Genomic DNA, 26,433 nt, shown 5'->3' with positions numbered 1-26,433 from the left:
CGGTGGCCGGTTTCCGACGGTCGGCCCGGCGGCCCTCGCCGCCACGGACGGGAACGTGCAGAATCGGCCTGTCGGTGCGTCGATGCGCCGGTGCGCGGTGTCGAGGGGACTCAGCCATGGCAGCAGTGGAATCACGGGCACGGGCGGACGGGACGGCCGGTGCGGAAGTACCCTCGCTCGCGGGAAACCCGCTGCTGGGTTCGCTGTTCGACCTGAAGGCGGACTCGCTCGGCACCTACCTGCGCGCCCGGGCGCAGCACGGCGACGTCGTACGGGTCACCGCCGGCCCGCCCGGTCTGCGGGCCGAGCTGTACTGCGTGTTCTCCGCCGAGGGCGCCCAGCAGGTCCTGGCCGCGCAGTCGGCCAACTTCCGCAAGGACAACACCTTCTACCAGGAGATCCGCGACTCCTTCGGCAACGGCATGCTGACCAGCCAGGACGAGGACTACCTGCGCCAGCGGCGGCTCGTGCAGCCGCTGTTCACCAAGCGGCGCGTGGACGGGTACGCCGGCGCCGTCGCCGACGAGACGCAGGCCACGCTCACCGCGTGGGAGCAGGCCCCCGGCGGGGTCGTCGACGTCTCGGACGGGATGATGCAGCTCGCCCTGCGCGCCGTCGCCCGCATCCTGTTCGGCACCGACGTGGACGCCACCGTCGACGTCGTCGACCGGTGTTTTCCGGTCATCACCGAGTACGTGCTCCGCCGCGGCTACTCCCCCGCCAACGTTCCGCGCAGCTGGCCCACGCCCGGAAACCGGCGGGCCGCCGCAGCAATGGACGAGCTGTACGCCGTGTGCGACCGGATCATCGCCGAGCGGCGCGGGGCCGGCACCGCTGACGCCGGCCCGGCTGAGGACCTGCTGAGCCTGCTGTCCGCCGCCGGCAGCACGCAGGACGGCGAGTTCGACGCCGCCGAGCTGCGCGACCAGGTGCTGATCTTCCTGCTGGCCGGGCACGAAACGACCGCGACGTCCCTCGCCTTCTCCCTGCACCTGCTGGGCCTGCACCCCGAGCACCAGGCCCGGGCCCGCGAGGAGGTCGTCCGCGTCCTCGGGGACCGTACGCCCGGGGCCGCCGACCTGGAGCGGCTCCCCTACCTCACGCAGGTGCTGAAGGAGGCGATGCGGCTCTACCCGGCCGCCCCGGTCATCGGCCGCAGCTCCGTCGCCGCCACCGAGGTCGCGGGGCACGCCATCCCGGCGGGCGCGGACGTGATCGTGGCCCCGTGGGTGACGCACCGCCACCCGCGGTACTGGCCGGACGCGGAGTGCTTCGACCCGGACCGCTTCACCCCGGAGGCGGAGGCCCAGCGGCCGCGGTACGCCTGGTTCCCGTTCGGCGGCGGTCCCCGCGCCTGCATCGGGCAGCACTTCTCGATGCTGGAGTCGGTGATCGCGCTGGCGATGCTGCTGCGGGCGTACGAGTTCGAGGCCGTGGACACGGACGTCCCGGTCAGCGCGGGGATCACCCTGCGCGCCGAGGGGCCGATGCGCTGCCGGATCAGGAGTTTGGGCGGCTAGCCGCGGTCGGGCGATCATGGGCCGGTGAGCACCGAGATCATGGGGAAGCTGTCCCCCTATGCGCGCAGACCGCCCCGCGCGATGCTGCCCGGATCCCCGGCCGAGCGGCGCCTGAGGGCGTGGAGCACGGAGTTCTTCCTGTTCCGGTTCCTGATCGCCGCGCCGGACGACCTGCCGGGGGCGTTGTCCGCCCTGCTCGACCCCTTCGAACGGGCCCTCCGCCTGCTGGGGCGCCTGCTCCACGGCCCCGGCCGGCGCGGCGACTGGGACAGCGAGGCCGGCCGTCTGGCGCTGGCGCTGCACGGGTTCCACTGGACGCACCGGCAGGCCGAGACCGCGGACCCGCCGGGGGCGTTCACCGCGGAACCGGGCAAGGTCACCGTCCGGTCGCCCTGGGGCCGCGGCGATGCCGCCCGGGAGGAGTACGCCGCCGCCTGCACCCTGCGCCGCGTCCCCCGGCTGCGGCGCCGCCCGGCCCGTGTGGACCTGGCCTTCGCCGACGGCTCCTGGCTGGCCCTCGCCATGAACACCCGCGAGGACGCGGCCCGCCTGCGCGCGGGCCTCGCCGGCTGAGCGTTCGACAGCCGGCTACACCAGCGCCCCGGTGAAGAACATCGCGCCCAGGAGGGCGTACTGGACCAGGCAGCACAGCAGCAGCAGCGCCTGGACCCACCGGGGAAGGTTCTTGACGAGGACGAGCCCGACGAACATCTGCGCGTGGTTGCGGTACCAGGACATCTCCGCGCCGGCGAAGAACGGCAACATGTAGATCGCCACCGTCAGGGTGAGGGCGGCCCATTCGGCGACGTCGAGCCGGCGGTCCCGGACGAGCCGCAGCGCGGCCGCGGCGACGACGAGCAGGACGAAGGCCGCGTTCAGCCAGAACTGCGGGCGGTGCGCCGCGAGGCCCTGCTCCACCAGCCACGTCATCTGCCCCTCGGACAACTGCCAGCTCCGGAAGGGGAAGTCGTAGGCCTTGGCCATCTCGGCGAAGGGCTGGCGCAGGCTGCCCTGCCCGTAGCTGATCGCCTGGATCGTCTCGTACGCGTCCCAGTGGCCCGTCGCCTGCCACATCAGCCATTTGGCCCAGAGCACGCCACAGGCCGCGACGGCCGCCGACAGCCCGGCTTTCGCGAACCTCACCGGCCGGCGGTCCCCGTGCCAGGCGAAGAGCGCGCTCAGCAACAGCATGCCGACGGCGGCGGTGCCGACGAAGTGACAGGCCGCCGCCACGAATCCTCCGGCGGCGGCCATGGCCCAGGAGCCGCGCGCCACCCCGGCGATGCTGACGAGCAGCGCCAGCGTTCCGAGTGCGATCGGGAACATCGCGTGGAGGTAGATGCCGCCGGGGAACACCGCGGCGATGGCGAGGGTGAGGCCGGTGGACGGCGTGGTCCGGGCGCCGAGCAGCCACCACAGCACTGCGAACGCGCCGAACAGCGCCGCTTCGGTGACGACCACGGCGGAGACCTCGTAGGGGAGGCCGGTGGCGGTGAGCGCCCGGACCGCCATGGGGTACCCGGGGAACCATGCGACGTTGCCGCACACCACGTCGGGGAAGTCCGGGTGGCGTTCCCGGCACCAGAACATCTCGTAGCCGGTCCTGGCGATGGACAGGTAGTGCTCGGAGTCCCAGCGGCGGCGGCTCCCCGTGGACCAGTAGGACACCGCTGAGCCGTCGCCGGCGACGGATGCCCCCGCGACGAGCCAGGTGACGAGGTTCGAGACCAGCCATGCGGCGAGCGGCGGCAGCAGGCCGAGGCGCGTCCGGTCACGGCGCGCTCGCCGGTCGGGTTCCGCCGGTGCGGGGGCAGCGTTCACTTCAACGCCCAGTGTGGCGAACGGCGCGCGGAGCCGCATGCGGAAGTGCTCAGCGGCGCGGTGACCCGCGGCCCTCGGGCGGCCCTCGGCCCTCAGGCGGCCGTCGGGGTGTGGTGGCCCTTGAGGCGTTCGAGGTCGGACGGCCGGACCTGGATGGCGAACAGCGCGATGGCCGCGCCCACCAGGGTGAACACGGCCGCGACGACGAAGGCGGCGCTGATGCCCGCCGTGAGGACCACGTCGCTCCACGGGTCCGGGAGCCGGCCGGTGCGCCGGAACGCGATCTGTTGTGCCGGGGTGGCGGTGGCCGTGAAGTCGGCGAGCTGGGCGGGGGCCTCGTTGCGGCTGGCCGTGCCGAAGACGGTGACCAGGACGGACAGGCCCAGCGAGCCGCCGACCTGCTGGGTGGTGTTGAGCAGGCCGGACGCCGCGCCGGACTCGCGGTCGGCGACGTCGGACAGGGCCATCAGGGTCAGGGACACGAACTGCAGGCCCATGCCGAGGCCGAAGAAGAGCATCGGGCCGAGGATGCTGCCGAGGTAGGTGGAGTGGACGTCGGTCTGCGTCAGCCAGCCCAGGCCGACCGCGCAGGACAGGGCGCCGGCCACCATGAAGGGCTTGGGCCCGAACGTGGGCAGGAGGCGCGAGGTGGCGCCCGCGGCGATGGCGACGACCACGCTGACCGGTAGGAAGGCGAGCCCGGCCTGGAGCGGGCTGAAGCCCAGCACGTTCTGTACGAACAGGGTCAGGAAGAAGAACATGCCGAAGATCGCGCAGGCGAGGAAGAGCATGATCCCGTAGGTGCCGGCCCGGTTGCGGTCGGCGAGCATGTGCAGCGGGGTGATCGGCCGGACCGAGCGGCGCTCGTTGATGACGAACAGGGTCAGCAGGACGACGGCCACGCCGAAGGAGGCCAGGGTGACCGGGTCGCGCCAGCCGTCCTGGGCCGCACGGATGAACCCGTAGACGAGGCTGACCATGCCGGCGGTGGACAGCAGGGCGCCGGCGAGGTCGAAGTGCCCGGGGTGGCGCGCTGACTCGTGCAGGACCTTGGTGGCGAGGGTGGCGACGACCACGGCGATCGGTACGTTGACGAACAGCACCCAGCGCCAGTCGAGCCATTCGACGAGGATGCCGCCGAGCAGGACGCCGATCGCGCCGCCGGCCGCGGAGACCCCGGAGAAGACGCCGAACGCCCGGTTGCGGGCGGGGCCTTCGTGGAAGGTCGTGGTGATCAGGGCCAGGGCGGTCGGGGAGGCGATGGCGCCGCCGACGCCCTGGAGTGCGCGGGCGCCCAGCAACTGGCCTTCGCTCTGGGCGAGTCCGCCGAGCAGGGAGGCCAGGCCGAAGAGGAGGACGCCGGAGGTGAAGACCCGTTTGCGGCCGAGGATGTCGCCCGCGCGGCCACCGAGGAGCAGGAGCCCGCCGAAGGCGAGGGTGTAGGCGCTCACGACCCACGACAGGCCCTCGGTGGAGAAGCCGAGCGACGTCTGGATGTGCGGCAGGGCGATGTTCACGATGGTGATGTCGAGGACGACCATGAGCTGGCAGGAGGCGATGACGAAGAGTGCGAGCCCGTTGCCGTTCCCGCGGGCCGTGGCGCCGGTTCCCTCGTCGGCCGGCGATGCGTTCGGGTCCACCCTCCCGACGCTAGACCTGCCCCAGGGGCCACACCACTCGAATGGCCTAGGCTGCATGACGTGTACTAGTGTGCCATTTCACATGGCACACTGCGCTCCATGGACGACTTCCTCAGGCTCTCCGCCCGTACGGCCCGCTTCACGTACGGCGCCCCGCGCGCGTTCTCCTTCGGCGACGACGGTCGGCTGCTCTGGTTCCTCCGCTCCTCCGGCCCCGCCGACGACCGCGACGCCCTCTGGGTCCTGGACACCGCCACCGGCACCGAGTCACAGCTCGCCGACCCGCGGGAACTCGCCCCCGCACCCGGCCCGCTCCCCGTCGCCGAGCGGCGGCTGCGCGAGCGGACCCGGCTCACCGCCGCCGGAATCGGCTCGTACGCGCTCTCCGGTGACGGGCGCAGCGCGGCCTTCGCCCTGTACGGACGCCTGTTCACCGTGACGTACGACCCCGGCGCCGAGCCGCCCGCCGACGGCCGGCCCGTCCCCGCATCGGTGCAGGTGCCCGTCGAGGTGCCCGCCGCCGGCCCCGCCTTCGACCCCCGCCCCAACGCCGACGGCTCCCGCATCGCCTACGTCGCCGACGACGCCCTCCACACCGCTCCGGGTGGGCGCACCAGCCCCGACGACGGGGCCCGCTGGGGCGTGGCCGAGTTCGCCGCCGCCGAGGAGCTCGGTCGCTCCCGGGGCCACTGGTGGTCCCCCGACGGCGTCACCCTGCTGGCCGCCCGCGTCGACGAGACCGCCCTCCAGCGGCGCCACTTCGCCGACCCCGCGCACCCCGAACTGGCGCCCGAGGACTTCGCGTACCCCGAGGCGGGCGGCCCCAACGCGGACGTCCAGCTGTGGGTCCTGGGGCCGGGCGGCCGACGGGTCCGCCTCGACTGGGACACCGAGCGCTTCCCGTACGTCTCCGACGCCGCGTGGGAGTCGTCCGAGGAGATCCTGCTGACCGTCCAGGACCGGCTCCAGCAGTGCGTGCTGCTGCTCGGCGCCGATCCCGCCACCGGTCGCACCCGGGAGCTGTCCCGCACCACCCACCCCCTGTGGGTCGACCCGCTGCCGGGCACCCCGGCCCGGCTCCCCGGCGGGCGCCTGCTCACGGCCGCCGACCTGCCGGGCGGGGCCGCCCGGGCCCTGGCCGTCGACGGCCGCCCGCTCACCGGCGACGGCGTCCAGGTCCGCGGCTTCGCCGGCGTCCACCAGGGCCGGCTGCTGGTCGAGGCGGGGCTGCGCGACCCCGCCGAGCAGCAGGTGCTGCTGCTCGACCCGGACACCGGCGAGCTCACCGTCCTCGCCGACGACCCCGAGGTGCCGACCGTGCACTCCGTCCTCGCCTCCGCCGGGACGCTGCTGCTGACCGCCGCCGGGCGGGAGGGCGTACGCCGCACCGTGCGCACCGCCGACGGGCGCGAGTACACCCCGGCCGACCACGCGGAGCCGCTGCCCCGGCGGGTGGCCCCGCTGCTGGAGCGGGTCACCGAGCACGGGGTGCCCACCGCGCTGGTCCTGCCTCGCGGCCACGTCCCCGGGCAGCGGCTGCCGGTGCTCGTCGACGGCTACGGCGGCCCCGGCTTCCAGGACGTCAGCGCCGAGCCGCGCCGCTGGCAGCACCGCCAGTGGTGGGCCGACCAGGGCTTCGCGGTGGTGACCGTCGACAACCGCGGCACCCCGTACGTCTCCCCCGCCTTCACCCACGCCATGTACCGCGGCTTCTCCGAGGTCACCTTGGAGGACCAGGTCGCCGCCCTCCAGGCGCTCGGAGCCCGGCACCGTGACCTCGACCTCGGCCGGGTCGGGGTGCGCGGCTGGTCGTACGGCGGCTACCTGTCCGCCCTCGCGGTGCTGCGCCGCCCGGACGTCTTCCACGCTGCCGCCGCCGGGGCCGCCCCCACCGACTTCCGCCACTACGACACCGCGTACACCGAGCGCTACCTCGGCCTGCCCCAGGAGCACCCCGAGGTCTACGAGCGGGACTCGCTGATCCCCGACGCGCCGAAGCTGACCCGGCCGCTGCTGCTGATGACGGGCCTGGCCGACGACAACGTCCACCCCTCGCACACCCTGCGCCTGTCCCGGGCGCTGACGGACGCCGGCCGCCCCCACCAGTTGCTGGCCCTGCCGGGGGTCACGCACATGACCGGGCACGGAACCCGGGAAAAGCTCATGGCACTGGAGCTGGAGTTCTTCCGCCGCGAACTCGCCTGCTGAGCCGGGCGCCGGACCCGGCGGAGGGCCCCGCGACCGATCGTGTCGGCCGCGGGGCCCTCCCCTTCCCGGGATCCCCGTCAGTCCCCCGGGAAGTGGCAGGCCACCTCGCGCGAGGCGGCGGTCCGCAGCAGCGGCCGCTCGGTGCGGCACACCTCCTGCGCCTTCGGGCAGCGCGGATGGAAGGTGCAGCCCGGGGGCGGCGCGGCCGGGCTCGGCGGGTCACCGAGCAGCACGATCCGCTCCCGCCGCCGCTCGGCCGCCGGGTCGGGCAGCGGTACGGCGGACAGCAGCGCCCGCGTGTAAGGGTGCTGGGGGTTCTCGTACAGGGCGCGCTTGTCGCCGATCTCGACGATCCGGCCCAGGTACATGACGGCGACCCGGTCGCTGACCCGTTTCACCACGGACAGGTCGTGCGCGATGAACACGTACGCCAGGCCCAGTTCCGCGCGCAGCCGCTCCATCAGGTTGACGATCTGGGCCTGCACGGAGACGTCGAGCGCCGAGACGGGCTCGTCGGCGATGACGAGCCGGGGGCTGGTGGCCAGGGAGCGGGCGATCCCGATGCGCTGGGCCTGGCCGCCCGAGAACTCGTGCGGGTAGCGGTCGATGTGCTCCGGGATCAGCCCGACGAGGTCCATCAGCTCGGCCGCGCGGCGGCGGGCGTCGGCCGCGGTCCAGCCCTGCACCAGCAGCGGGTCGGAGATGATCCGGGCCACCGTCTGGCGTGGGTTGAGGGAGGAGTGCGGATCTTGGAAGACCATCTGGACGTGCCGGCGCAGCGGTCGCAGGGCGCGCTGTGAGAGCCGGGTGACGTCGCGGCCGTCGAAGGTGACGGTGCCGGAGGTGGGCTCCAGCAGGCGGACGAGCATGCGGCCGGTGGTGGACTTGCCGCAGCCCGACTCGCCGACCAGGCCGAGGGTTTCGCCGGCCGCCAGGTCGAAGGAGACCCCGTCGACGGCGCGGACGGGCGCCCCGCGGCGCCCGCTCCCGGTCCGCCGGCCGGGGAAGGCCATGGTCAGGTCGCGTACGGACAGTAGGGCCCCGGAGCCGGTGTCCGTCGCCGGCCGGGGGGTCCCGGGAGTCTGGGCGGGGGTGGGGGTGGGGATGGTCATCGGGCCGCCTCCTCGGGGGTGGGGGATCCGGCGAAGTGGCAGGCCACGGACCGGCCGGGCTGCTGCCCGTACGCCCGCAGGGCCGGGCGGTCGTCGGTGCAGGGTGCGGCTGCCTTGGGGCAGCGCGGGGCGAAGGTGCAGCCGGGGGCGGGGGTGAGGAGGGAGGGCGGGGAGCCGGGGATGGCCCGCAGCGGCTCGTCGTCGGCGCCGTCGGACAGGCGCGGCATCGAGTCGAGCAGGCCCCGGGTGTACGGGTGGGCGGGGTCGGCGAACAGGGCGTCGACGTCGGCCCGTTCGGCGGCGCGGCCGCCGTACATGACGAGCACCTCGTGGGCGACGCGGGCGACGACGCCCAGGTCGTGGGTGATCATGATGATGCCGAGGCCGCGTTCCTGTTGGAGGCGGGCGAGGAGTTCGAGGATCTGCGCCTGGACGGTCACGTCGAGGGCGGTGGTGGGTTCGTCGGCGATCAACAGGTCGGGCTCGCAGGCGAGCGCCATGGCGATCATCGCGCGCTGGCGCATGCCGCCGGAGAACTGGTGCGGGTACTCGCGGGCGCGGCGGGCCGGCTCGGGGATGCCGACCTCGCCGAGCATCTCCACGGCCCGCTTGCGGGCGGCGGCCCGCCCGGCCTTGAAGTGGACGCGGACGTGCTCGGCGATCTGCTCGCCGACGGTGTAGTAGGGGTGCAGGCTGGACAGCGGGTCCTGGAAGATCACGGCCATCTTCCGGCCGCGGAGCCGGGAGAGCTCCTTCTCGGGCATGCCGGTGAGCTCCCGTCCGGCGAGCCGGACGGAGCCGGTGACCTCGGCGCCGCGGTGCAGGCCCATGACGGCGAGCGAGGTGACCGATTTGCCGGAGCCGGACTCGCCGACGATGCCGAGGGTCCGCCCGGCCTCGACGGTGAAGCCGAGCGAGTCGACGGCGCGGACGGGGCCGCGTGGGGTGGTGAACGTGACGTTCAGGTCGCGGACGTCGAGCAGCGGTGCCGCGGGGGCGGCAGGGGTGGCTGGGGCGGCGGGGGCGGCCATCAGTACCTCACCCTCGGGTCGACGACGGCGTACAGGAGGTCGACGACGAGATTGGCGACGACGATGAAGAAGGCGGCCAGCAGGGTGACCCCGAGGACGACCGGCTGGTCCGAGCTGACGAGGGCGCCGTAGAACAGGCGCCCGATGCCGGGGAGTCCGAAGATGGACTCGGTGATGACGGCGCCGGCGAGGAGGCCGCCGAGGTCCATGCCGAAGATGGTCAGGATCGGGGTCATCCCGGAGCGCAGGCCGTGCTTGACGACGACGGTGCGTTCGGGCATGCCCTTGGCGCGGGCGGTGCGGATGTACGGCTCGGCCATCGCCTCGATCATGGAGCCGCGGCTCTGGCGGGCGTACATGGCGGCGTACAGCAGGGCCAGTGCGGTCCAGGGCAGCAGCAGGTTGGCGGCCCAGCCCAGGGGGTCGTCGGTGAAGGGCTGGTAGGCGGGGTAGGGCAGCAGGCCGGCGATGCGGATCACCCCGTAGATGAGCATCACGGAGGTGAAGTAGACCGGCAGGGAGGCGGCGGCGACCGCGCCGACCATGAGCGCCTTGTCGGTGGCGGTGTCCTTGCGCAGGGCGGCGGTGACGCCGGCGCCGAGGCCGAGGACGAGCCAGAGCACGGCGGCACCGAGGGCCAGGGAGGCGGAGACCGGCAGCCGGTCCATCAGCAGGTCCCACACGGGCAGGGAGTTCTCGTACGAGTAGCCCAGACAGGGGAAGTCGCAGCGGACGGCGTACTGGCCGGTGCCGAGGGTGCGGCCGGTGAAGATGCCGGTGAGGAAGTCGGCGAACTGGCGCCACAGCGGAAGGTCCAGGCCGAGGTAGGCGCGGACGTCGGCGATGCGTTCGGGGCTGCAGGTCTTGCCGCAGGCGGCCGCGGCCGGGTCGGAGGGCAGGACGTAGAAGATGAGGAAGGTGACGGCGGCGATGGCGAGGAGCACGCCCGCGAGGGCGAGCAGCCGGCGCGCGAGGTAGAGGATCAACTGCGGCCTCCCCGCGGGTCGAGGATGTCGCGCAGGGCGTCTCCGAGCAGGGTGAAGGCGAGGACGGCCAGGAAGAGGAAGGTGCTCGGGATGATGAAGTACATCGGGTCGGTCTCATAGAAGGCGACGGACTCGGCGATCATCTGGCCCCAGGACGGGGTGGGAGGGCGGACGCCCACGCCGAGGTAGCTGAGGGCGGCCTCGGTGCTGATCATGCCGGGGATGAGCAGGGTGGTGTAGGCGATGACCGGGCCCGAGACTCCGGGCAGGACGTCGCGGGTGAGGATCCGCCAGGAGCTGGAGCCGCTGACGCGGGCGGCGTCGACGTACTCGCGGTGCTTGAGGGAGAGCGTCTGGCCGCGGACGACGCGGGCGACGCCGGGCCAGCCGAAGATGCCGATGACGGCGGTCATGAGGACGATCCGGTTGACGTCCTTGGCCACGGACAGCATCGCGATCATGAAGATGAGGGACGGGAAGGACATCGTCAGGTCCATCAGGCGGGACAGGACGGTGTCGGTGCGGCCGCCGAAGTAGCCGGCGGCGATCCCGGCGGCGGTGCCGGTGACGACGACGATGGCGGTCGCGGAGAACGCGATGAGCAGGGAGACCTGGGCGCCGGTGACGACGCGGGCGAACAGGTCGCGGCCGGTGACGGGTTCGACGCCGAGCCAGTGCTCGGGGCTGACCCCGCCGAACGGGCCGAGCGGCAGGCCGCCGAGGTAGGGGTCGACGGCGGACTTGTCGAACTCCTCCGGGGACCAGCCGCCCAGGGCGCTGAGCCAGGGGGCGGTGGCGGCCATCAGGACGAAGAGGAGGACGACGCAGAGGCTGACGCGGACGGCGGGGCGGCGGCGGAGTTCCCGCCGGGCGAGCTGCCAGGGGCTGCTGCCCGGGGGGAGGTCCCCTGCCGGTGCGGACGCGGTCTGCGGGGCGGCGGTGGCGGTCATGGCTTTGGGGTCCTGGCCGGTTCCGGGAGCCGGGGCCGGGGCCCGCTCAGCCCTGGCCCTTGGAGGGGTCCTTGAGGCCGACGGTGGCGTAGTCGATGGTGCCGGTCCAGACGGGGTGTCCGAAGGCGCCGGCGATGTTGGTGCCGATCAGGAGGGGCTTGCGCTCCAGCAGGACCGGGATGGAGGGGGCCTTCTTCATGATCTCGGCGTCGAGTTCGATCCAGGCCTGGTTGGCCTGCTTGGCGTCGGCCATGCCGTTGATCTCGTCGATCCGCTTCTGCACGGCCTCGTCGCGGAACTGGCTGTAGTTGCCCTGGTTGCCCTTCTCCTTGATGGTGCGTCCGTCGAAGACGAACGGGATCCAGGTGGAGCCGGACGGGTAGTCCGGACACCAGCCGGTGAAGGTCATGTCCGGGGTGGTGGACAGGTCGCCGATGACGTCGTAGTAGGCGCCCGGGTCGACGGTGTCGATGACCACCTCGACGCCCGCTCGGGCCAGACCCTGCTGGACGGCCTCCGCGCGGCCCTTGTCGCCCGTGGAGACGGCGAGGGACACCTTGAGGGTCTCCTTCCCGGCGGCCTTCAGGAGTTCCTTGGCCTTGGCGGGGTCGCCGGCCGGGGCGACCTTGAGGGTGTCGGCCTGCTTGCCGCCGGTGAGGGCGGGCGGCAGGTAGGCGGTGGCGATCTCGTTGAGGGCCGGGCCACCGGCCGCGGTGATGACGGCCTCCTTGTCGAGGGCGTAGTGCATGGCCTCGCGGACCTTGGGGTCGTTGAAGGGGGCGCGGGAGTTGTTCAGGTGCAGCATCGTGGTGCAGCCCTGGGACTCGGCGAGCAGGCGGGACTTGACCTCCGGCTTGGGCAGCACCTTGGGGGCGCTCTCCGGGCGCATGTTGGAGTACTCCACCGCGGAGGCGTCGGCGCCCTCGGAGGCGATGATGCGGTCGTCGATCTGGCCTCCCTTGAGGCCCATGACGACGACGAACTTGTCCGGGTAGGCCTTGCGGACGGTGTCGGTCCCCGGGTCCCAGTGCTCGTTGCGGACGAGGACGAGCTTCTTGTCGCGGTCGTACGACTCGATCTTGTACGGGCCGGAGGAGAACGGGCGGGCGTCGTACTGGGTGCCCTTCTCCTGGGACTGCGGGACGGGCGCGAAGGTGGGGAGGGTGGCCGTCGCGGAGAACTCGGCGACCGGGCGCTTGAGTTCGAAGACGATGGTCCGGTCGTCGGGGGTCTTGACGGAGTCGAGGTGCTGCCCCTGCAGCGGGCCCTTGTAGCCCTCGGTGCCGGCGAGGTACTGGGCGGCGTAGTCGGGGCCGCCGGTGAGGTCGGGGGCGAAGGAGCGCTCGACGTTGTACTTGACGTCCTGGGCCTTGATGGGGGTTCCGTCCTCGTACTTCAGGCCCTCCTTGAGGGTGAAGGTCCAGGTGCGGCCGCCGTTGGAGGGGGTTCCGAGGTCGGTGGCGAGGTCGGGGACGAGCTCGCTGCCGGCCTTGCCGGGCTCGGCCTTGAAGGTGACGAGGGTGCGGTAGAGCAGGCGGGTGCCGAAGTCCATGGCCGGCATCGTCCAGTTGCGGGCCGGGTCGAGGTGGGAGAAGTCCTGGTTGGACAGGACGGTGAGCGTACCGCCCTTGACGGGGTTGCCGCCGAGCACCTTGCCGTCGTTGGCGGCGGCCGGATTGGCGGAACCGCCGCCGTTGGAGGCCTTCTTGGGGTCGGAGCAGCCCGAGGCGCCGAGTGCGAGAGCCGCCACCAGGGCGGTGGCGAGGGCGAGTTGGGTGCGCTTGGTCATGGTCACTCCAGTGCAGGGCCGCGCTCTATGATGTGACCGGTAACATAGTAATGTGAAATTGCACTGACAAGAGATCGGTCCCGCCGTTATCCAGCCGTGTCCAAATCGCTTTGCCGCAAGGGGACTTGCCCCGCCGTCCGGCAGCCCGCGAGCCGTCAGGCTGCCAGCACTCCCCCGAGAACGGGGAGATTCCGCATCACTGTCCACAGGACGACGATGACGAGCATCGCGCGCGGTCCCATCCACGGGGGGAGCCATCGCCGACCGGTCCTGCCGGTGACGACTCGCAGCCACACGACGGCGACGCACGGCAGTACCGCGACCAGCAGCAGGTTGTAATCTGCTGCGGCGGCCACATGGGCATGAGTGAGCTGATGGAGAGCACGCAAGCTGCCGCAGCCCGGACAGTCGAAACCCGTGAGGGCACGGAACGGGCATGAGGGGAAGCCGCCGGGTTGCGTGGGGTCCGCGAGTCGCACGGCGACGGCAACCGCTCCGAAGATCCCGGCGGCGAGCCAGGCGTCGCGGACGGGCTTCGGGGTGCAGGCTCGTCGCACCAGCCGGAGGACCCGCAGGCACAGACCTCTCACGGCAAGGGCATGTAAGTGGTGCTCGTGTCGGTGCTCATACCGGCAAAGATGATCAGCCACACGATGCAACCAGCAGCGATACTCACGATGACGAAGAGCCTCGCCTTCCGCGCGTCTTCGGCGGCCCCCACATGGTCACCCGCCTTCCACTTCTCCGAGACGCGCGAGGCGAAGACGATGGCGGCGATGCCGGTCGGCAGGAAGCAGAAGAGCGTGACGAGGACGGCGGCGGACAAGTACGTCTCCGGCGCTCGCGCCTGTCCCGGGTGGGCAGCCGCTTCCCACTGGTGTTGCTGCCACGCCGGCTGCGGGGGCTGGGGCTGGGGAGACGACGACTCGTGAGGCGGTGGCTGGGGAGGCGGGGATTGGGAGGGCGGTGGGAGGAACGGCTCCTGCCAGGGAGTCTCCGGGCCCCAGTTCTCACCTTCGGAGGGCGGAGGCTGGTGTCGGTCTGCCATGGCCGCACACCTTCCTGGATACGGACCTCAGGCAGGGGTCCAGATCGCTCGTCGGGAATCCCAGGTCCACCGGTCGCCACAGGCCTCCAGACCGACGGCCTGCTCGTACGCCTGTTCCGGCAGATCCGCAGTGAAGGTGACCCGGCCGCCCGTCGCCGACTCGACGATTACGCCCTCCGGCGCTTCCGCTCCGTCCGGGCGGCCCCTCAGCAATCCGTCCACGAACGCCTTCAACCCTTTGTGGGCCTGTTCGGCGAGACGCGCGAACAAGGTGCTGAGGAACGGTTCCAGGACGGCGGACGTCACCAGCACCAGCACGGCATCGGCCGCCCCTCGCCGGATGGGCCGCAGCATGCACGTCGCGGTGACTCCGGCCTCGCGCAGCACATCCTGCTGCTCCAGCGCCGGGGCGGAGGGCAGCGATGAGGGCCAGAAGATCTCTACCTCGGGGTCTGCCATGACGTCTCTCCCTTTCATGGCCGGTGGGGCAGCGACCAGCGCTCGATGAGACCCGAGCGGGTGCCGGTCACCAGCCCCTTGCCGCTTTCGAGGAACCCCAGCCCTGCGAGCTGGTGCAACAGCTCCGCCACGACGGTCAATTCACCCGTCCTGAGGTTCCACAGGGCTACCGTGCCCTGGTCGTCGGAGACGGCGAGGGCCGGGAGGCCGGCAGAGAACACCAGGTGGGAAGGCTGTCGGCCATGGTTGGTCTGGCAGAGGAGACGACCGTCCCAGGACCAGAGGCGCACCCTGCCGTCGGCGGAGCCAGTGGCGAGGAAGTTTTCGGTGAGCGCGAGGCAGCGCACCGGCTGCGGCTGCCGCCAGGTCATCACCGGCTGTCCTCGCACGTCCAACTGCCGCACCATGCCGTCACCGGTCGCGACGACGACATGCCGGTCACCCGGTGCGAAAGCGAGGGGACCGATCCTGCCGCGTCCGCTCCGTCCCTGGAAGGTTCTCGGCTGTCTCCCTGACCGGGCTGGCAGATCCCGCACCCGAGCGCCCCACGTGTTGTAGACGTAGATGCGATCCTTGGCGGTCACCGCGAGCCAGCGGCCGTCAGCGCTGAACGCGAGGGCGTCTCCTTCGCCACCCACGTTCATTACACGCACCGGCGTTTCGGACTCGAGGTTCCAGACGACAACGGTTCCGTCGTTGTGCCGACTGGCCACGTTTCGCCGCCAGGGGCCCCAGGCCACGCGTACTGGAACCTCGCGCTGTACGGGCATGCACTGCGCGACCAGTCCGCCGTGGACAGTGTTCAAGATCCGGACGGCGCCATCGCTGCAGGCGGCGGCGAGGAGGTCGGGAGGCCCGACCGCCAGGTGGCTGCACGGGCCGATCTCGGCGAGCACAGACCTCTGGGAGACGCGGGATGGCGGTGTGGGAGGCGGCGGTGCGGGCGCAGGTGGCGGGGAGGTCGTCGACAGCCGCGGTTGCGGCCGCCGTGGGCCTGGTGCCGCTTTGGGCAGCGAGAAAATCCGTGTCTCGTCGGATGCGAGGAACAGCACAGGAGTGGCCCATTCCAGGCTGTCCAGATCCATCTTGACATCTTCACGGGCGAGGGTCACCGCCCGGTCGACCGGGAGGCCCTCCGCGATCCGCTCATAGAAGGAGGAGGCGAAGACGAGGGCGGCCCCGTCGGTTATCTCATATTGCATGGCGACGACCGCGGGGACGCCGGCGCGCACGAGATTGGCGGCGGTGCCCGCAAATACGTCGTCGGACCCGCTGACCGCCGACTCACAGGAATTCAGCACGATGAGGCGCAGGTTCGGACTGTCCGCGATCAACCGCTCGAAATCGCTGGCATATATCTTCCTTGCCGACCCGTCGGCACCCGCAAGCTGAATGTAGCCCGCATTCCGCTCCTCGTCGAATCCCCCATGGCTGACACAGTGGAGCACGTGCCAGGTGCCGAATCGCAATTCCTTCGCCAGATCCTGCCACTGGTCCCCGGAAAGCCAGTGGACGTCCACGCTGTCGGAACTGCACCGCTGAAGCGCCAACGATATCTGCTCCCCTTCCCGTTTCCCTTCAAGTACGGGCAGGTCATGGGGCTGCGCTGACACGCCCAGCACTCGCAGGGGCAGAGTGAGGGCCAGTGGGGGCACGGGGTTCATCAGCCGCAGGTACCGGACGACCGGGATCCGGAGCGCGAGGTAGTCGTCGCGGGAGGGGTCGACGAGGAATTCCCAGGGAATGTGCGCAACATGCGGTCCGTTCGTCCGCAGCAGGATGCGCAACGGGCTTCCCTGCGTTCGTGCGTGGCTGCGCCACCGGTCGAACAGTATTGATATGTCGTCCTGGAAGATCGCTGCAGTGAGACGTTCCCCAAGTTCTCGAACGGGCCTTTCCGATACAGGCGCACCACGCATGACCGCAGAACTGTATGACTTGGCCAGCGAAATTTCCACGCGCGAAAGCGCAGATTGGAGTTCGTTCTCAGAGTAAGGCGCCGGCACCCGAATAAGCGCTTCACCGCAGTCAGAAGCACACGACACGATCCAGTTGGTGTCGGCTTCAATGATTTCGAGTTGGAATGGGAGACCATTCATCCAACCCACCTCCGCCCCCTGGATATAGTTTCACACCCGATGGTTCGCGGCGTCCATCCGAGGGGTTGCGGAGGGGGAAGAGAGCAGCCTAGGGCCGGAGGACCACGGGCTGGGTCGGTCGCGGGGCGGGTTCTCCACGAAGATCCATCTGGCGTGCGAGCAGGGTCAGAAGCCGCTGTCGTTGCTGGTCACGGCAGGTCAGAGGGATGACAGCCCACAGTTCGAGCCGGTCCTCGAAGCAATCCGGGGTGCCCAAGCCGGGTGGCGGTCGTCCCAGGCGCAGGCCGCTGCGGGTGCGTGGTGACAAGGCGTACTCTTCGCGCGCCAACCGTGCTTACCTGCGCAGACGCGGGATCCGCTGCGGCACCGCCGAGCCGGCCGACCAGGTCCGCAACCGCAAGCGCCGTGGCCGCTCCGGGGGCCGGCCGCCAGCCTTCGACCGGGAGGACTACAAGGCCCGCCACGCGGTCGAGTGCGGGATCAGCCGCCTCAAGCAGCACCGGGCTGTCGCGACCCGGTATGACAAGCTCGCCGTCCGGTTCGAGGCGACCGTCCAGGTCGCGGCGATCCACCAGTGGCTGTGAACCAGCGGCCGCCCATTCGGCCGTGCCATGCTGATCACCGGCATCGGGCAGGCACGCATGGGGAGGGTTCAGTGGCCGCCAGGTACTACTGCGCCGACAGTGAGAACGGCGACCACGTCGACGACCCATCTGGGGACGCGCTGTCCATGCTGATCAGTGACCTGAACGACTCCGACAACACCTTCGTCGTCATTTCAGTCGCCGTTCTGGACGAGGGCGGATATGAGATCGTCCGCCGCGACACCACCCGCCGCGAACACGACGTAACCGTCGAGAACAGCACCGACCGCATCGCGGGTGACCTCACCAAACGGCTGGCCGCCCGCGCTTCCTAAACCACGGCCTAGAGGGGCGGCAGGCCGTCCTCGTACCCCTCGACCTCATAGGTCCTGAGCATCTGGGAGACGGGCTCTCTGATGTTTCCCCGCAGGAAGGGTATCGCGTTAACCAGGTACTCCCGGGCGTCGAGCAGGCTCTCCAAGACCTGGAAGTACACCGCGCCGCGAGTGAGCTCGGAATCGAACGCGTACACCTCCTCGACGAACCCGAAGCACCTGCGCAGCAGGTCCTCGTCCCCCTCCGGCGCCACCAGGGCCGGCTGGAGGACGGGCCTGACCAACCCATCGAGCAGGATCACGTAGAGGCTCAGCTCGCCGTCCGAGCTCGGCAGCGCCTCACCCGGCTCGAGCTCGTACTTCTCCTCCAGGAAGGGCCTCGTCTCGGGAACCGTTTCGAGCATGCGCGCGAGGATGTCATCCGTGATCACAGCTGATCCGCTCCTTCTGGCAGTAGTGTCGACGGGACCTTCGCCGAACATCCACAGCGGAAGGTGGTCCCGGTCACGGCCTCCGTGGACCCATGGCAGGACTTCCTCTGCACAGAAGATCACATGAGTGATCCAATTCTAAAACACGGCCTAGCGCCCTGACCCGAGGGCTCCCGTCGGGCGGCCCACCGGTTCGTTGCGGGCTTCCGCCCAGAGGGAGCGGACGTGGCCGAGGTGGCGGGTCATGCATTCCTCGGCCGCTTCCGCGTCGCCCGCCAGCATCAGGTCCAGGAGTTCGAGGTGTTCCTCGGCGGAGGAGACCAGCTTGCCGGCCTCGTCCAGGCCCGTCAGGCCGTAGAGGCGGGAGCGCTTGCGGAGGTCGCCCACCGTTTCGACCAGGCGTTCGTTGCCCGCGAGGCCCAGGAGTGTCAGGTGGAAGCGGCGGTCGGCTTCGAGGTAGCCGATGAGGTTGTGCTCGCGGGCGTTGGTGACGATTTCCTCCGCGATCGGACGCAGGGCCTCCAACTGCTCCTTCGTCGCCATCCGGGTGACCTTGCCGACGGTCGGGACCTCGATCATCGTGCGCAGTTCGGTGTACTGGTCCAGGTCGCGCTCGCTGACTTCGGTGATGCGGAAGCCCTTGTTGCGGACGGGTTCGACGAGGCCCTCGCGGGCGAGGTCGAGCATGGCCTCGCGGACCGGGGTGGCCGAGACGCCGAGCTCGGCGGCCAGGCCGGGGGCCGAGTAGACGCTGCCGGGGCGGAGTTCGCCCGCTATCAGGGCTGCTCGGAGGGCGTGGCCGACCTGGTCGCGGAGCCGCTCCTGGGCCTTGATGAGACTGTGCTGCTTCAGGTCACCCATTGCTTTTCCTCCGAGGCACCGCACCCGACCGACGTGCAGGGGAACAGCGTACAATGTCACGTTTCGCTGTTCTCCCCGGCGGCGACGTACAGCGCCACCGCCACGGCAAGATCCTCCCAGGCCATGCCCACGCTCTTGAAGAGCTGTGGACAACCCGGCCGCCCGCCGACCGGTACCCGGCCCGCGACCAGGTCGGCCAGGGTGCCGTTGATATGACCGGGGCCGATGGCACCCTCCGCCTCCGGCACCAGCAGGTCCCCCGCCTCGCGCAGCGCAGCCGTCCGCGCCTCCACGTACACGGCCGACCGCCGCACCAGCGCCGTGTCCGTCTCGCGGACGTCCGGCTCGTGCGAGCCGACCGCCACGACCACTGCGTCCGGTGCCACCAGCCGCCCGTCGAACAGCGGGGTGCGGGCCGAGGTGCAGCAGACGACCAGGTCGGCCTCGGCGACGTCCGCCGCCGTCCCCGTACGGGCGGGGATGCCCAGGGCCTGTGCGTGCGACGACAACTTCCGTGCCCCCGCCGGGTCGCGGGCGACGACCACCGCCCCCGCCAGCTCCCGCACCGCCGCCACCGCTTCCAGGTGCCCGTACGCCTGCGGCCCGCTACCGAAGAGCACCAGCCGCAGTGGCCGACCCTCCGGGGCCAGGTACCGCAGCGCCAGCGCCGAGACCGCGGGGGTGCGCAGCGCCGTGAGGGCGGCCCCGTCGAGGAGGGCGAGGGGGCGCAGGGTGGCCCCGTCCAGCAGCAGGTACGAGCCGGTGATGCGGGGCAGGCCGAGCGCCGGGTTGCCGGGCGCCACCCCGGCCACCTTCACCCCCGCGTACGCCCCCGCCGCCGCCGGCATCAGCAGCAGCTCCCCGCCCGGTACCGGCAGCGCGCTGCGCTGCGGGCAGACCTCCGGGTCCAGCCCGCGGCGCAGGGTCCCGGCCAGGGCGTCGGCGGCCGCGGCCGGGGTGAGCAGCCCGGCCATCTCGGTGGCCCCGATCTGGCGGATCACAGGAGGAACCCCGTGCCGACGGCGTCGTGCGGGTCGAGGACGAAGGTGTGCTCGCCGGTGCGGTACGCGGTACCGGTGACCTCCGTGACCAGACCGTCGGCATCGGCCCCGGGCCCGGCGTCCGGGACCACGCGGCCGGTGAACACCGTGCCGACGACCGACTCGTGCAGCAGGTCCTCCCCCGGCCCCAGCCGCCCGTCCTCGGCCAGCAGGGCGAGTCGCGCCGAGGTGCCGGAGCCGCAGGGCGAGCGGTCGACCTGCCCGTCGGCGAAGACGGTCGCGTTGCGCTGGTGCGGGCCGAACGGGGTGTCCGGCAGCTCCTCGTGGAGGATCACCCCGTAGACGCCGGAGAGCAGCGGGCCGCCCGGGTGCCAGGTCCCGGGGTGGGTGGCGAGGGCCGCCCGGATTTCGCGCCCGGCGCGCACCAGGTCGGGCAGGGCGGGCCGGGTGACCTCCAGGCCTAGGTCGCGGGCGCGGACGGAGGCGTAGCAGGCGCCGGCGTGCGCGAGGTCCACCTCGGCGAGGCCGAGGGTGGTGGCGACGGGCACCTTGCGGGCGGTGACCCGGGCGGGGACGTTGCGGAAGGTGACCCCGGTGGTGCGGCCCCCCTCCCGGTGCACGGTGGCGGTGACCCGCCCCGACGGGACGTCGATCCGCACCTCGGCGTCGCCCCGGTCGGGGGCGGGGACCCGGCCGCTGTCCACGGCCCAGGCGCCGAGCGCCATGGTGCCGTGGCCGCAGGCGGTGGAGTAGCCGTCCTTGTGCCAGAACAGCACGCCGAAGTGGGCCCCGTCGTCGTCCGGGGGCACGACGAAGCCGCCGTACATCCCGGCGTGCCCGCGCGGCTCCTGCACGAGCAAGCGTCGTACGTCGTCCAGTTCGCCCGGGCGCGGGGCCGTCCCGGAGCCGCCCGGGCCGATGGCGGTGGCGCAGCGTTCGGCGACGGTGTCCCCGGGCACGGCCGGGAACCCGGGGGCGGTGGTGTCGACGATCCGGAAGGGCTCCGCTGCGGTGTGGTAGTCGACCGTGCGGACGGTCCTCGGGGGTGTGGGGGGTGCGGGAGTCAAAGGAGGAACCCTCCGGGGAAGGGGTCGGTCGGGTCGAGGAAGTACTGGGCGGTGCCGGTGATCCAGGCCCGTCCGGTGACGGTGGGGACGACCGCCTGGTGGCCGCCGACGGTGGTCCGGCCGACGAGCCGGCCGGTGAACCGGGTGCCGATGAAGGACTCGTTGACGAAGTCGGTGTCGAGGTCGAGGAGGCCGCGGGCGTGGAGCTGCGCCATGCGCGCGCTGGTGCCCGTACCGCAGGGCGAGCGGTCGAACCAGCCCGGGTGGATGGCCATGGCGTGCCGGGAGCGGCGGGCGTCGGAGCCGGGGGCGGCGAGGTAGACGTGCTTGACCCCGGCGATGGAGGGGTTCTCGGGATGGACGGGCCGGTCGGCGGAGGCGTTGACCGCGTCCATGACGGCGAGCCCGGCGGCGAGCAGGTCGTCCTTGCGGGCACGGTCGAAGGGCAGGCCGAGGGCGTCGAGTTCGACGAAGGCGTAGAAGTTGCCGCCGTAGGCGAGGTCGTAGGTGACCGTGCCGTACCCGGGGACCTCCGCCTTGAGGTCGAGTCCGACGCAGAAGGAGGGGACGTTGGTGAGGGTGACGGCGGTGGCCGCCCCGTCCTCGACCCGGACGTCGACGCTGACGAGCCCGGCCGGGGTGTCGAGGCGGACGGTGGTGACCGGTTCGACGGCCGGCACCATGCCCGTCTCGACGAGGACGGTGGCGACTCCGATGGTGCCGTGCCCGCACATCGGCAGCAGGCCCGACACCTCGATGTACAGCACGCCGAAATCGGCGTCGGGGCGGGTGGGGGGCTGCAGGATCGCGCCGCTCATCGCGGAGTGCCCGCGCGGCTCGTACATGAGCAGGGTGCGGACGTGGTCCAGGTGCTCGATGAAGTGGAGCCGCTTCTCGGCCATGGTGGCGCCGGGGACCACCCCGACGCCCCCGGTGATGACCCGGGTCGGCATGCCCTCGGTGTGCGAGTCCACCGCGTGGTAGATGTGGCGCGTGCGCATGGGATCCCCCCGGTCGGCTAGTTGAGTCCCTCGGCGAGGGCCTTTTCGGTGGCGGCGCGGACGGCCGCCTCGGTCTCGCCGGTGAGCGGGAGGCGGGGCGGGCGGGTCGGGCCGCCGGGGCGTCCGGCCAGGTCCATGGAGAGCTTGATGGCCTGGACGAACTCGGTCTTGGAGTCCCAGCGCAGCAGCGGGTGCAGGGACTTGTACAGCGGCAGGGCGGTGGCCACGTCGCCGGCGACGGCGGCCCGGTACAGGGTGGCGCAGGAGCGCGGCAGGGCGTTGGGGTAGCCGGCGATCCAGCCGACCGCGCCGGCGAGGGCGAGTTCGAGCAGGACGTCGTCGGCTCCGATGAGCAGGTCCAGGCCCGGGGCGAGTTCGGCGATCTCGTAGGCGCGGCGGACGTCGCCGCTGAACTCCTTGACGGCGACGATGCTGCCGTCCGCGTGCAGCCGGGCGAGGAGGGCCGGGGTCAGGTCGACCTTGGTGTCGATGGGGTTGTTGTAGGCGACCACCGGCAGGCCGGCCTCGGCGACCTCGGCGTAGTGGGCGCGTACGGCCTCCTCGTCGGCCCGGAAGGCGTTGGGCGGGAGGAGGAGGACGGAGCCGGCGCCGGCCTCGGCGGCCTGCTCGGCCCAGCGGCGGGCTTCGGCGCTGCCGTAGGCGGCGACGCCGGGCATGACGCGGGCGCCGTCGCCGGCCGCCTCGACGGCGGTGCGCACGACGCGGGTCCGCTCGTCGTCGGTGAGGGTCTGGTATTCGCCGAGGGAGCCGTTGGGGACCACGCCGTCGCAGCCGTTGGCGATGAGCCAGGCGACGTGCTCGGCGTAGGCGTCGAAGTCGACGGTGAGGTCCTCGCGCAGCGGGAGCGCGGTGGCGACCATGATGCCGTGCCAGGGACGGGTGCGGGTGTCGGGGAGGGACGGGCTGGGCGCGGGGGTCTGCGCGTCGGTCATGTGAGAGCTCCCTAGTGTGGTGTGTGACATTTTACTAGTGGGTGTGATGTGGCCACAAGGGTCCGGGCGCCGCGGGTCGTGCCCGGGCGAGCGCGGATCAGCGGTCGGCGGGCGGAAGTTCGGCGAGGTGACGCAGCGGCACCGGGCAGGACAGTGGGCGCCGGTCCGGCTCCGGCCCTCCACCGGCGCACGGCGGGCCGGGCGCCCCGGGAGGCGCCGCCGCGCAGGCCAGGGCGGCGACGGCCGGGCCGCACATCCGGCCCTGGCACCAGCCCATCCCGGCACGGGTGAGCAGCTTGGCGGTACGGGCGTCGCGGGCGCCGAGGTCGGCGACCGCCTCCCGGATCCGGCCGGCCGGCACCTCCTCGCACCGGCAGACATCGGTGTCGTCGCGCAGCCAGCCGGTCCAGCCTGCGCCCGGGCGGTGGGCCCGGCCCATCGCGTCGGCGAAGGCGCGCAGCCGGGCGCGGCGGCGGACCAGCGCGGCGGGAACCGGCCGGCCGGCGACCGCGTGGGCGGCGATCTCACCTTCGAACAGGGCCAGTTGGGCGCCGCCGACCCCGCCCGTCTCGCCGGCGGACCAGATGCCGGGGACGGAGGTGCGCTGGAGTGCGTCGAGTTCCAGGGCGACCGTGCCGTCGGCGGCCCCGCGCGTGGCGCAGCCGAGGGCGGTGGCCAGTTCCAGCTGGGGCACGAGCCCGTGGCCGACCGCGACCGCGTCGCACGGGATCCGGCGGGCCGTGCCGGGCAGCGGCCGCCAGTCCCGGTCCAGGCGGGCCACGGTGACGGCCTCGACCCGGTCGGTGCCGTGGGCCTCGGTCACGGCGTGCCGCGTGAGCAGCCGGATGTGACGGTGCAGCAGGGCGCTGCCGTACACGGCGCCCTCGGCGAGCTTGCCCGGGTTGCGCAGCAGGGCCGGGAGGTGGGGGGCGTACGCGGTGTAGGCGGCGGCCTCGACCACGGCCGGGACCCGGGCCCCGGCGGCGGCGAGGGAGCCGGCCACCGCGAGCAGCAGCGGGCCGCTCCCGGCGACGACGACCCGGCGGCCCGGCAGGACGAGCCCCGACTTGAGCATGGCCTGGGCCCCGCCGGCCCCGACGACCCCGGGCAGGGTCCAGCCGGGGAAGGGGAGTTGACGCTCGTACGCCCCCGTGGCCAGCAGGACGGCGCGGGCGCGGACGGTGGCGGGGAGCTCGTCGGGGCCGGCGACGGCGTGCAGGACCCAGGTGGCGGAGGTGCCGGCCGGGTCCTGCGGGACCACGGTCCAGACGTGGTGGCCGGGCAGGTGCGTGATGCGACCGGCGGCCCCATGGGCGCGCAGGGCGGCATCGCGGGTGGCGAACGCGGCCCAGCCGTGGTGGAGGGCTTCGGGTCGGGCGGCGCCGAGGCCCGGGGCGGGGTGGCGGTAGAACTGGCCGCCGGTGCGCTCCCCGGCGTCCAGCAGCGTGACGCGCAGGCCGAAGCCTGCGGCCGTGACCGCTGCGGCGAGGCCGGCGGGGCCGGCGCCGACGACGGCGAGGTCGGCCAGGCCGGCGGGGTCGCCGGGTGCCGCGGGGCCGGCGGGGTCGGCCTGGGCCGCGGTGGCCGGGCTGTCAGACGGCGAGGTCGGCACGGCCGGTTCCTTCCTGGGTGGTGACGACGTCCCCGGGGCGGGCGGGGACGAGGCAGGCGCGCTGGTTCGGGCGGCCGTTGACGGTGACCAGGCAGTCGTAGCAGCTGCCGATGCCGCAGAACGCCCCGCGGGGGGTGCCGCCGTGACGGGTCGTCCGCCAGGCGAGGATGCCGGCCCCCCACAGGACGGCGGCGATGCTCTGGCCCGCCTGGGCGGTGAGCTCGCGGCCGTCGAAGCGGAGGACGTACGTGGCTTCGGGGGACCCGCCGACGAGTCCGCGGGGCGACCTCCGCGGGGGCCGCGGGGTGCGGGTGGGGTGGCTCATCGGGGTTCTCCCTCGGGGGTGGGTCGTTCGGGGTCGTTCGGGGTCGCGCGGGCGGTCGGGCGGGCCGGGGGGCCGGGGGCCGGTCCTTGCGTCGGGGTGGTGGTCCGGGGCCGCTGCGCGGAGCCTTCTCTCCCCCAGGCTCCGTCCGGGGGTACCCCCACGCCCCGCCCATTCTCCGCATCCCGGGGACTCCGCCCCCGGACTGCCGGTCCTCGAACGCCGGCCGGGCTGGATTCGCCCCCGCCGACAACCCGGCCGGTCCGGCGCAGGGCTGGATTTGCCCGCCCGCACACACCCGGCCGGTCCGGCGCGCCCCCGTGGGACGGGGGTCACCCCGGTCCGCGAGCACCGGGCCGGCCCGGCACCCGGTGGGGCGGGAGGTGGCGGTGGGGTCATGGGTGGGGTCGTGGCGGGAAACGGTCCGGGCGGAACGGGGCCGGGTCCAGGGGCGGGTGGGTGTCCGTCAGGGCGGCGGTGATCAGGACGCCCGTGGCCGGGGCCAGGCCGATGCCCGCGCCCTCGTGGCCGCAGGCGTGCAGCAGTCCGCGGACCCGCGGGTCCGGGCCGATCGCCGGGAGGTGGTCCGGGAGGTAGGGCCGGAAGCCGTGGTAGGTGCGCAGGATCCGTACGTCCGCCAGGACCGGGAAGAGCGCGGCCGCCTGGGCGGCGAGACGGCGCAGGGCCTCGGTCGACAGGGAGCGGTCGAAGCCCACCCGCTCCCGGGTCGCCCCGATCAGCACCGGGCCGGCGGGGGTGCCCTCGACCACGGCCGACGACTGCAGGGCCGCGGAGCCGCTGGCGACGTCGGCGATGTAGTCGGCGGCGTAGACCTTGTGCCGGACCACCCGCGGCAGCGGCTCGGTGACCAGGACGAAGCCGCGGCGCGGGAGCACCGGCAGGGTGGTTCCGGCGAGTTCGGCGACGCGGCCGCCCCAGGTGCCGGCGGCATTGACCACGGCGGGGGCGGCCAGTTCGCGGGACCGCGTACGGACTCCGCGGACGGCGCCGCCGGCCGTGCGCAGCACCGCGGTGACCTCCTCGCCGAGGTGGACCTCGGCCCCCGAGGCCGCGAGGAGCCGGGCCGCGGCCTGGGCGGGCTGGACCTGGGCGTCCTGCGGGTAGTGGAAGCCGCCCGCCTGGCCGGGGGCCAGATGGGGCTCCAGTTCCCGTAGGCCGTCGGGGCCGACCTCGACCGCTTCGACCCCGGCGGCGCGCTGGCCCTTGGCGAAGGTGCGCAGGGCCTCCAGCGTGGCGCGGTCGGGGGCGACGACCAGACCGCCCTTGGGCTCGTACTCGACCTCCTGCGGGAGCAGCCCGGCGAGTTTGCCCCACAGGCCCGCCGACAGCAGGGCGAGGTCGAGTTCCGGGCCGGCCTCCTTGTCGGAGACGAGCAGGTTGCCTTCCCCGGCGCCGGTCGTGCCGCCGGCGACGGGGCCGCGGTCGACGACGGCCACGCGCAGTCCGGAGCGGGCCGCGTAGTAGGCGCAGGCTGCTCCGACGACGCCCGCGCCGATGATCACGACGTCCAGGGGATGTCTATTGGGCACGGCAGTAATATGTCACATTCTTTAGATCGTGCCCAGGCCCGAAAGGGCCCGGG

At 72.7% G+C, this 26,433-nt stretch carries 24 protein-coding genes and 1 pseudogene; 5 read left to right on the top strand and 20 right to left on the bottom strand.

What is annotated here, in order from left to right:
* Positions 1-116 precede the first annotated feature (116 nt).
* Together ACFV7Q_RS07720 and ACFV7Q_RS07715 are read left to right on the top strand one after the other, a co-directional pair.
* Positions 117-1,520: a cytochrome P450 gene (locus tag ACFV7Q_RS07720; protein WP_385424895.1), complete on the top strand. Its 1,404-nt coding sequence runs from the start codon at positions 117-119 to the stop codon at positions 1,518-1,520.
* Positions 1,521-1,544: 24 nt separating this feature from the next.
* The gene (locus ACFV7Q_RS07715; RefSeq protein ID WP_385424893.1) at positions 1,545-2,093 is read left to right on the top strand and encodes a hypothetical protein; all 549 of its coding nucleotides are present in this window, start codon (positions 1,545-1,547) and stop codon (positions 2,091-2,093) included.
* Positions 2,094-2,108: 15 nt separating this feature from the next.
* Here ACFV7Q_RS07715 and ACFV7Q_RS07710 read toward each other — a convergent pair whose 3' ends face one another.
* Together ACFV7Q_RS07710 and ACFV7Q_RS07705 are read right to left on the bottom strand one after the other, a co-directional pair.
* The gene (locus ACFV7Q_RS07710) at positions 2,109-3,341 is read right to left on the bottom strand and encodes a hypothetical protein (protein WP_385424891.1); all 1,233 of its coding nucleotides are present in this window, start codon (positions 3,339-3,341) and stop codon (positions 2,109-2,111) included.
* 92 nt (positions 3,342-3,433) lie between these two features.
* Positions 3,434-4,981, bottom strand: a complete 1,548-nt coding sequence (locus tag ACFV7Q_RS07705; RefSeq protein WP_385424888.1) for an MFS transporter — start codon at positions 4,979-4,981, stop codon at positions 3,434-3,436.
* Between the two features lie 99 nt (positions 4,982-5,080).
* On the opposite strand from ACFV7Q_RS07705, the gene ACFV7Q_RS07700 reads away from it, so the two are divergent.
* A complete protein-coding gene (locus ACFV7Q_RS07700) occupies positions 5,081-7,189 on the top strand; it encodes a prolyl oligopeptidase family serine peptidase (protein WP_385424885.1) in 2,109 nt (702 codons plus the stop codon).
* Between the two features lie 77 nt (positions 7,190-7,266).
* Here ACFV7Q_RS07700 and ACFV7Q_RS07695 read toward each other — a convergent pair whose 3' ends face one another.
* From ACFV7Q_RS07695 to ACFV7Q_RS07655, 9 genes are all read right to left on the bottom strand, one after another.
* Positions 7,267-8,301: an ABC transporter ATP-binding protein gene (locus tag ACFV7Q_RS07695; RefSeq protein WP_385424882.1), complete on the bottom strand. Its 1,035-nt coding sequence runs from the start codon at positions 8,299-8,301 to the stop codon at positions 7,267-7,269.
* Entirely contained in the window at positions 8,298-9,332 is a 1,035-nt protein-coding gene (locus ACFV7Q_RS07690) for an ABC transporter ATP-binding protein (protein ID WP_385424879.1), read from the bottom strand. The genes ACFV7Q_RS07695 and ACFV7Q_RS07690 overlap by 4 nt, the downstream gene beginning before the upstream one ends.
* Complete coding sequence (locus ACFV7Q_RS07685) at positions 9,332-10,318, bottom strand: ABC transporter permease (protein ID WP_385424876.1); 987 nt, start codon at positions 10,316-10,318, stop codon at positions 9,332-9,334. The genes ACFV7Q_RS07690 and ACFV7Q_RS07685 overlap by 1 nt, the downstream gene beginning before the upstream one ends.
* Positions 10,315-11,268 (bottom strand): ABC transporter permease, encoded by a 954-nt coding sequence (locus ACFV7Q_RS07680; RefSeq protein ID WP_385424873.1) that lies wholly within the window; start codon positions 11,266-11,268, stop codon positions 10,315-10,317. The genes ACFV7Q_RS07685 and ACFV7Q_RS07680 overlap by 4 nt, the downstream gene beginning before the upstream one ends.
* 46 nt (positions 11,269-11,314) lie before the next feature.
* Positions 11,315-13,057, bottom strand: coding sequence for an ABC transporter substrate-binding protein (locus ACFV7Q_RS07675; protein WP_385424870.1), 1,743 nt, complete (start codon positions 13,055-13,057; stop codon positions 11,315-11,317).
* 155 nt (positions 13,058-13,212) lie between these two features.
* Positions 13,213-13,536 carry a DUF2752 domain-containing protein gene (locus ACFV7Q_RS07670; RefSeq protein WP_385424991.1) on the bottom strand — a complete coding sequence of 108 codons (324 nt, stop codon included), beginning with the start codon at positions 13,534-13,536 and terminating at the stop codon, positions 13,213-13,215.
* A gap of 107 nt (positions 13,537-13,643) precedes the next feature.
* Positions 13,644-13,883, bottom strand: a complete 240-nt coding sequence (locus ACFV7Q_RS07665) for a CD225/dispanin family protein (RefSeq protein ID WP_385424867.1) — start codon at positions 13,881-13,883, stop codon at positions 13,644-13,646.
* 249 nt (positions 13,884-14,132) lie between these two features.
* Complete coding sequence (locus tag ACFV7Q_RS07660) at positions 14,133-14,564, bottom strand: hypothetical protein (RefSeq protein WP_385424865.1); 432 nt, start codon at positions 14,562-14,564, stop codon at positions 14,133-14,135.
* 14 nt (positions 14,565-14,578) lie between these two features.
* Positions 14,579-16,483 carry a CHAT domain-containing protein gene (locus tag ACFV7Q_RS07655; RefSeq protein WP_385424988.1) on the bottom strand — a complete coding sequence of 635 codons (1,905 nt, stop codon included), beginning with the start codon at positions 16,481-16,483 and terminating at the stop codon, positions 14,579-14,581.
* A 280-nt stretch (positions 16,484-16,763) separates the two neighbouring features.
* On the opposite strand from ACFV7Q_RS07655, the pseudogene ACFV7Q_RS07650 reads away from it, so the two are divergent.
* Together ACFV7Q_RS07650 and ACFV7Q_RS07645 are read left to right on the top strand one after the other, a co-directional pair.
* A pseudogene (locus tag ACFV7Q_RS07650) lies at positions 16,764-17,247 on the top strand (IS5 family transposase); the annotation flags it as partial.
* A 71-nt stretch (positions 17,248-17,318) separates the two neighbouring features.
* Positions 17,319-17,582: a hypothetical protein gene (locus ACFV7Q_RS07645; RefSeq protein WP_385424862.1), complete on the top strand. Its 264-nt coding sequence runs from the start codon at positions 17,319-17,321 to the stop codon at positions 17,580-17,582.
* An 8-nt stretch (positions 17,583-17,590) separates the two neighbouring features.
* Here the strand turns inward: ACFV7Q_RS07645 and ACFV7Q_RS07640 are convergent, their stop codons facing one another.
* The 9 genes from ACFV7Q_RS07640 to ACFV7Q_RS07600 all read right to left on the bottom strand — a co-directional run bounded on the left by ACFV7Q_RS07640 (position 17,591) and on the right by ACFV7Q_RS07600 (position 26,380).
* Positions 17,591-18,013, bottom strand: coding sequence for a hypothetical protein (locus ACFV7Q_RS07640; protein ID WP_385424859.1), 423 nt, complete (start codon positions 18,011-18,013; stop codon positions 17,591-17,593).
* 150 nt (positions 18,014-18,163) lie between these two features.
* Positions 18,164-18,874: a GntR family transcriptional regulator gene (locus ACFV7Q_RS07635; protein WP_385424857.1), complete on the bottom strand. Its 711-nt coding sequence runs from the start codon at positions 18,872-18,874 to the stop codon at positions 18,164-18,166.
* Between the two features lie 56 nt (positions 18,875-18,930).
* Positions 18,931-19,848, bottom strand: a complete 918-nt coding sequence (locus ACFV7Q_RS07630; protein ID WP_385424985.1) for an ornithine cyclodeaminase family protein — start codon at positions 19,846-19,848, stop codon at positions 18,931-18,933.
* Positions 19,849-19,871: 23 nt separating this feature from the next.
* A complete protein-coding gene (locus ACFV7Q_RS07625; RefSeq protein WP_385424855.1) occupies positions 19,872-20,942 on the bottom strand; it encodes a proline racemase family protein in 1,071 nt (356 codons plus the stop codon).
* Positions 20,939-21,943 (bottom strand): proline racemase family protein, encoded by a 1,005-nt coding sequence (locus tag ACFV7Q_RS07620; protein ID WP_385424852.1) that lies wholly within the window; start codon positions 21,941-21,943, stop codon positions 20,939-20,941. The genes ACFV7Q_RS07625 and ACFV7Q_RS07620 overlap by 4 nt, the downstream gene beginning before the upstream one ends.
* A gap of 17 nt (positions 21,944-21,960) precedes the next feature.
* Positions 21,961-22,896, bottom strand: a complete 936-nt coding sequence (locus ACFV7Q_RS07615; protein WP_385424849.1) for a dihydrodipicolinate synthase family protein — start codon at positions 22,894-22,896, stop codon at positions 21,961-21,963.
* Positions 22,897-22,993: 97 nt separating this feature from the next.
* On the bottom strand, positions 22,994-24,508 hold the full coding sequence (locus ACFV7Q_RS07610) for an NAD(P)/FAD-dependent oxidoreductase (protein ID WP_385424846.1): 1,515 nt from the start codon (positions 24,506-24,508) through the stop codon (positions 22,994-22,996).
* A complete protein-coding gene (locus ACFV7Q_RS07605) occupies positions 24,489-24,833 on the bottom strand; it encodes a (2Fe-2S)-binding protein (RefSeq protein ID WP_385424843.1) in 345 nt (114 codons plus the stop codon). The genes ACFV7Q_RS07610 and ACFV7Q_RS07605 overlap by 20 nt, the downstream gene beginning before the upstream one ends.
* Positions 24,834-25,225: 392 nt before the next feature.
* Positions 25,226-26,380, bottom strand: coding sequence for an NAD(P)/FAD-dependent oxidoreductase (locus ACFV7Q_RS07600; RefSeq protein WP_385424840.1), 1,155 nt, complete (start codon positions 26,378-26,380; stop codon positions 25,226-25,228).
* Between the last annotated feature and the right edge of the window lie 53 nt (positions 26,381-26,433).

Origin of the sequence: Streptomyces sp. NPDC059851, assembly GCF_042732005.1 — a bacterium.
In the GTDB taxonomy this organism is placed as follows: Bacteria; Actinomycetota; Actinomycetes; order Streptomycetales; family Streptomycetaceae; genus Streptomyces.
Note: the sequence above shows the minus strand (reverse complement) of the source record. Positions and strands in the feature narration are given on the sequence as shown.

Coding starts and splice junctions, on each gene's coding strand:
- ACFV7Q_RS07720 (WP_385424895.1), top strand. CDS start 117: ATGGCAGCAGTGGAATCACGGGCACGGGCGGACGGGACGGCCGGTGCG.
- ACFV7Q_RS07700 (WP_385424885.1), top strand. CDS start 5,081: ATGGACGACTTCCTCAGGCTCTCCGCCCGTACGGCCCGCTTCACGTAC.
- ACFV7Q_RS07695 (WP_385424882.1), bottom strand. CDS start 8,301: ATGACCATCCCCACCCCCACCCCCGCCCAGACTCCCGGGACCCCCCGG.
- ACFV7Q_RS07690 (WP_385424879.1), bottom strand. CDS start 9,332: ATGGCCGCCCCCGCCGCCCCAGCCACCCCTGCCGCCCCCGCGGCACCG.
- ACFV7Q_RS07680 (WP_385424873.1), bottom strand. CDS start 11,268: ATGACCGCCACCGCCGCCCCGCAGACCGCGTCCGCACCGGCAGGGGAC.
- ACFV7Q_RS07675 (WP_385424870.1), bottom strand. CDS start 13,057: ATGACCAAGCGCACCCAACTCGCCCTCGCCACCGCCCTGGTGGCGGCT.
- ACFV7Q_RS07660 (WP_385424865.1), bottom strand. CDS start 14,564: ATGGCAGACCCCGAGGTAGAGATCTTCTGGCCCTCATCGCTGCCCTCC.
- ACFV7Q_RS07655 (WP_385424988.1), bottom strand. CDS start 16,483: ATGCGTGGTGCGCCTGTATCGGAAAGGCCCGTTCGAGAACTTGGGGAA.
- ACFV7Q_RS07635 (WP_385424857.1), bottom strand. CDS start 18,874: ATGGGTGACCTGAAGCAGCACAGTCTCATCAAGGCCCAGGAGCGGCTC.
- ACFV7Q_RS07630 (WP_385424985.1), bottom strand. CDS start 19,848: ATGGCCGGGCTGCTCACCCCGGCCGCGGCCGCCGACGCCCTGGCCGGG.
- ACFV7Q_RS07620 (WP_385424852.1), bottom strand. CDS start 21,943: ATGCGCACGCGCCACATCTACCACGCGGTGGACTCGCACACCGAGGGC.
- ACFV7Q_RS07615 (WP_385424849.1), bottom strand. CDS start 22,896: ATGACCGACGCGCAGACCCCCGCGCCCAGCCCGTCCCTCCCCGACACC.
- ACFV7Q_RS07605 (WP_385424843.1), bottom strand. CDS start 24,833: ATGAGCCACCCCACCCGCACCCCGCGGCCCCCGCGGAGGTCGCCCCGC.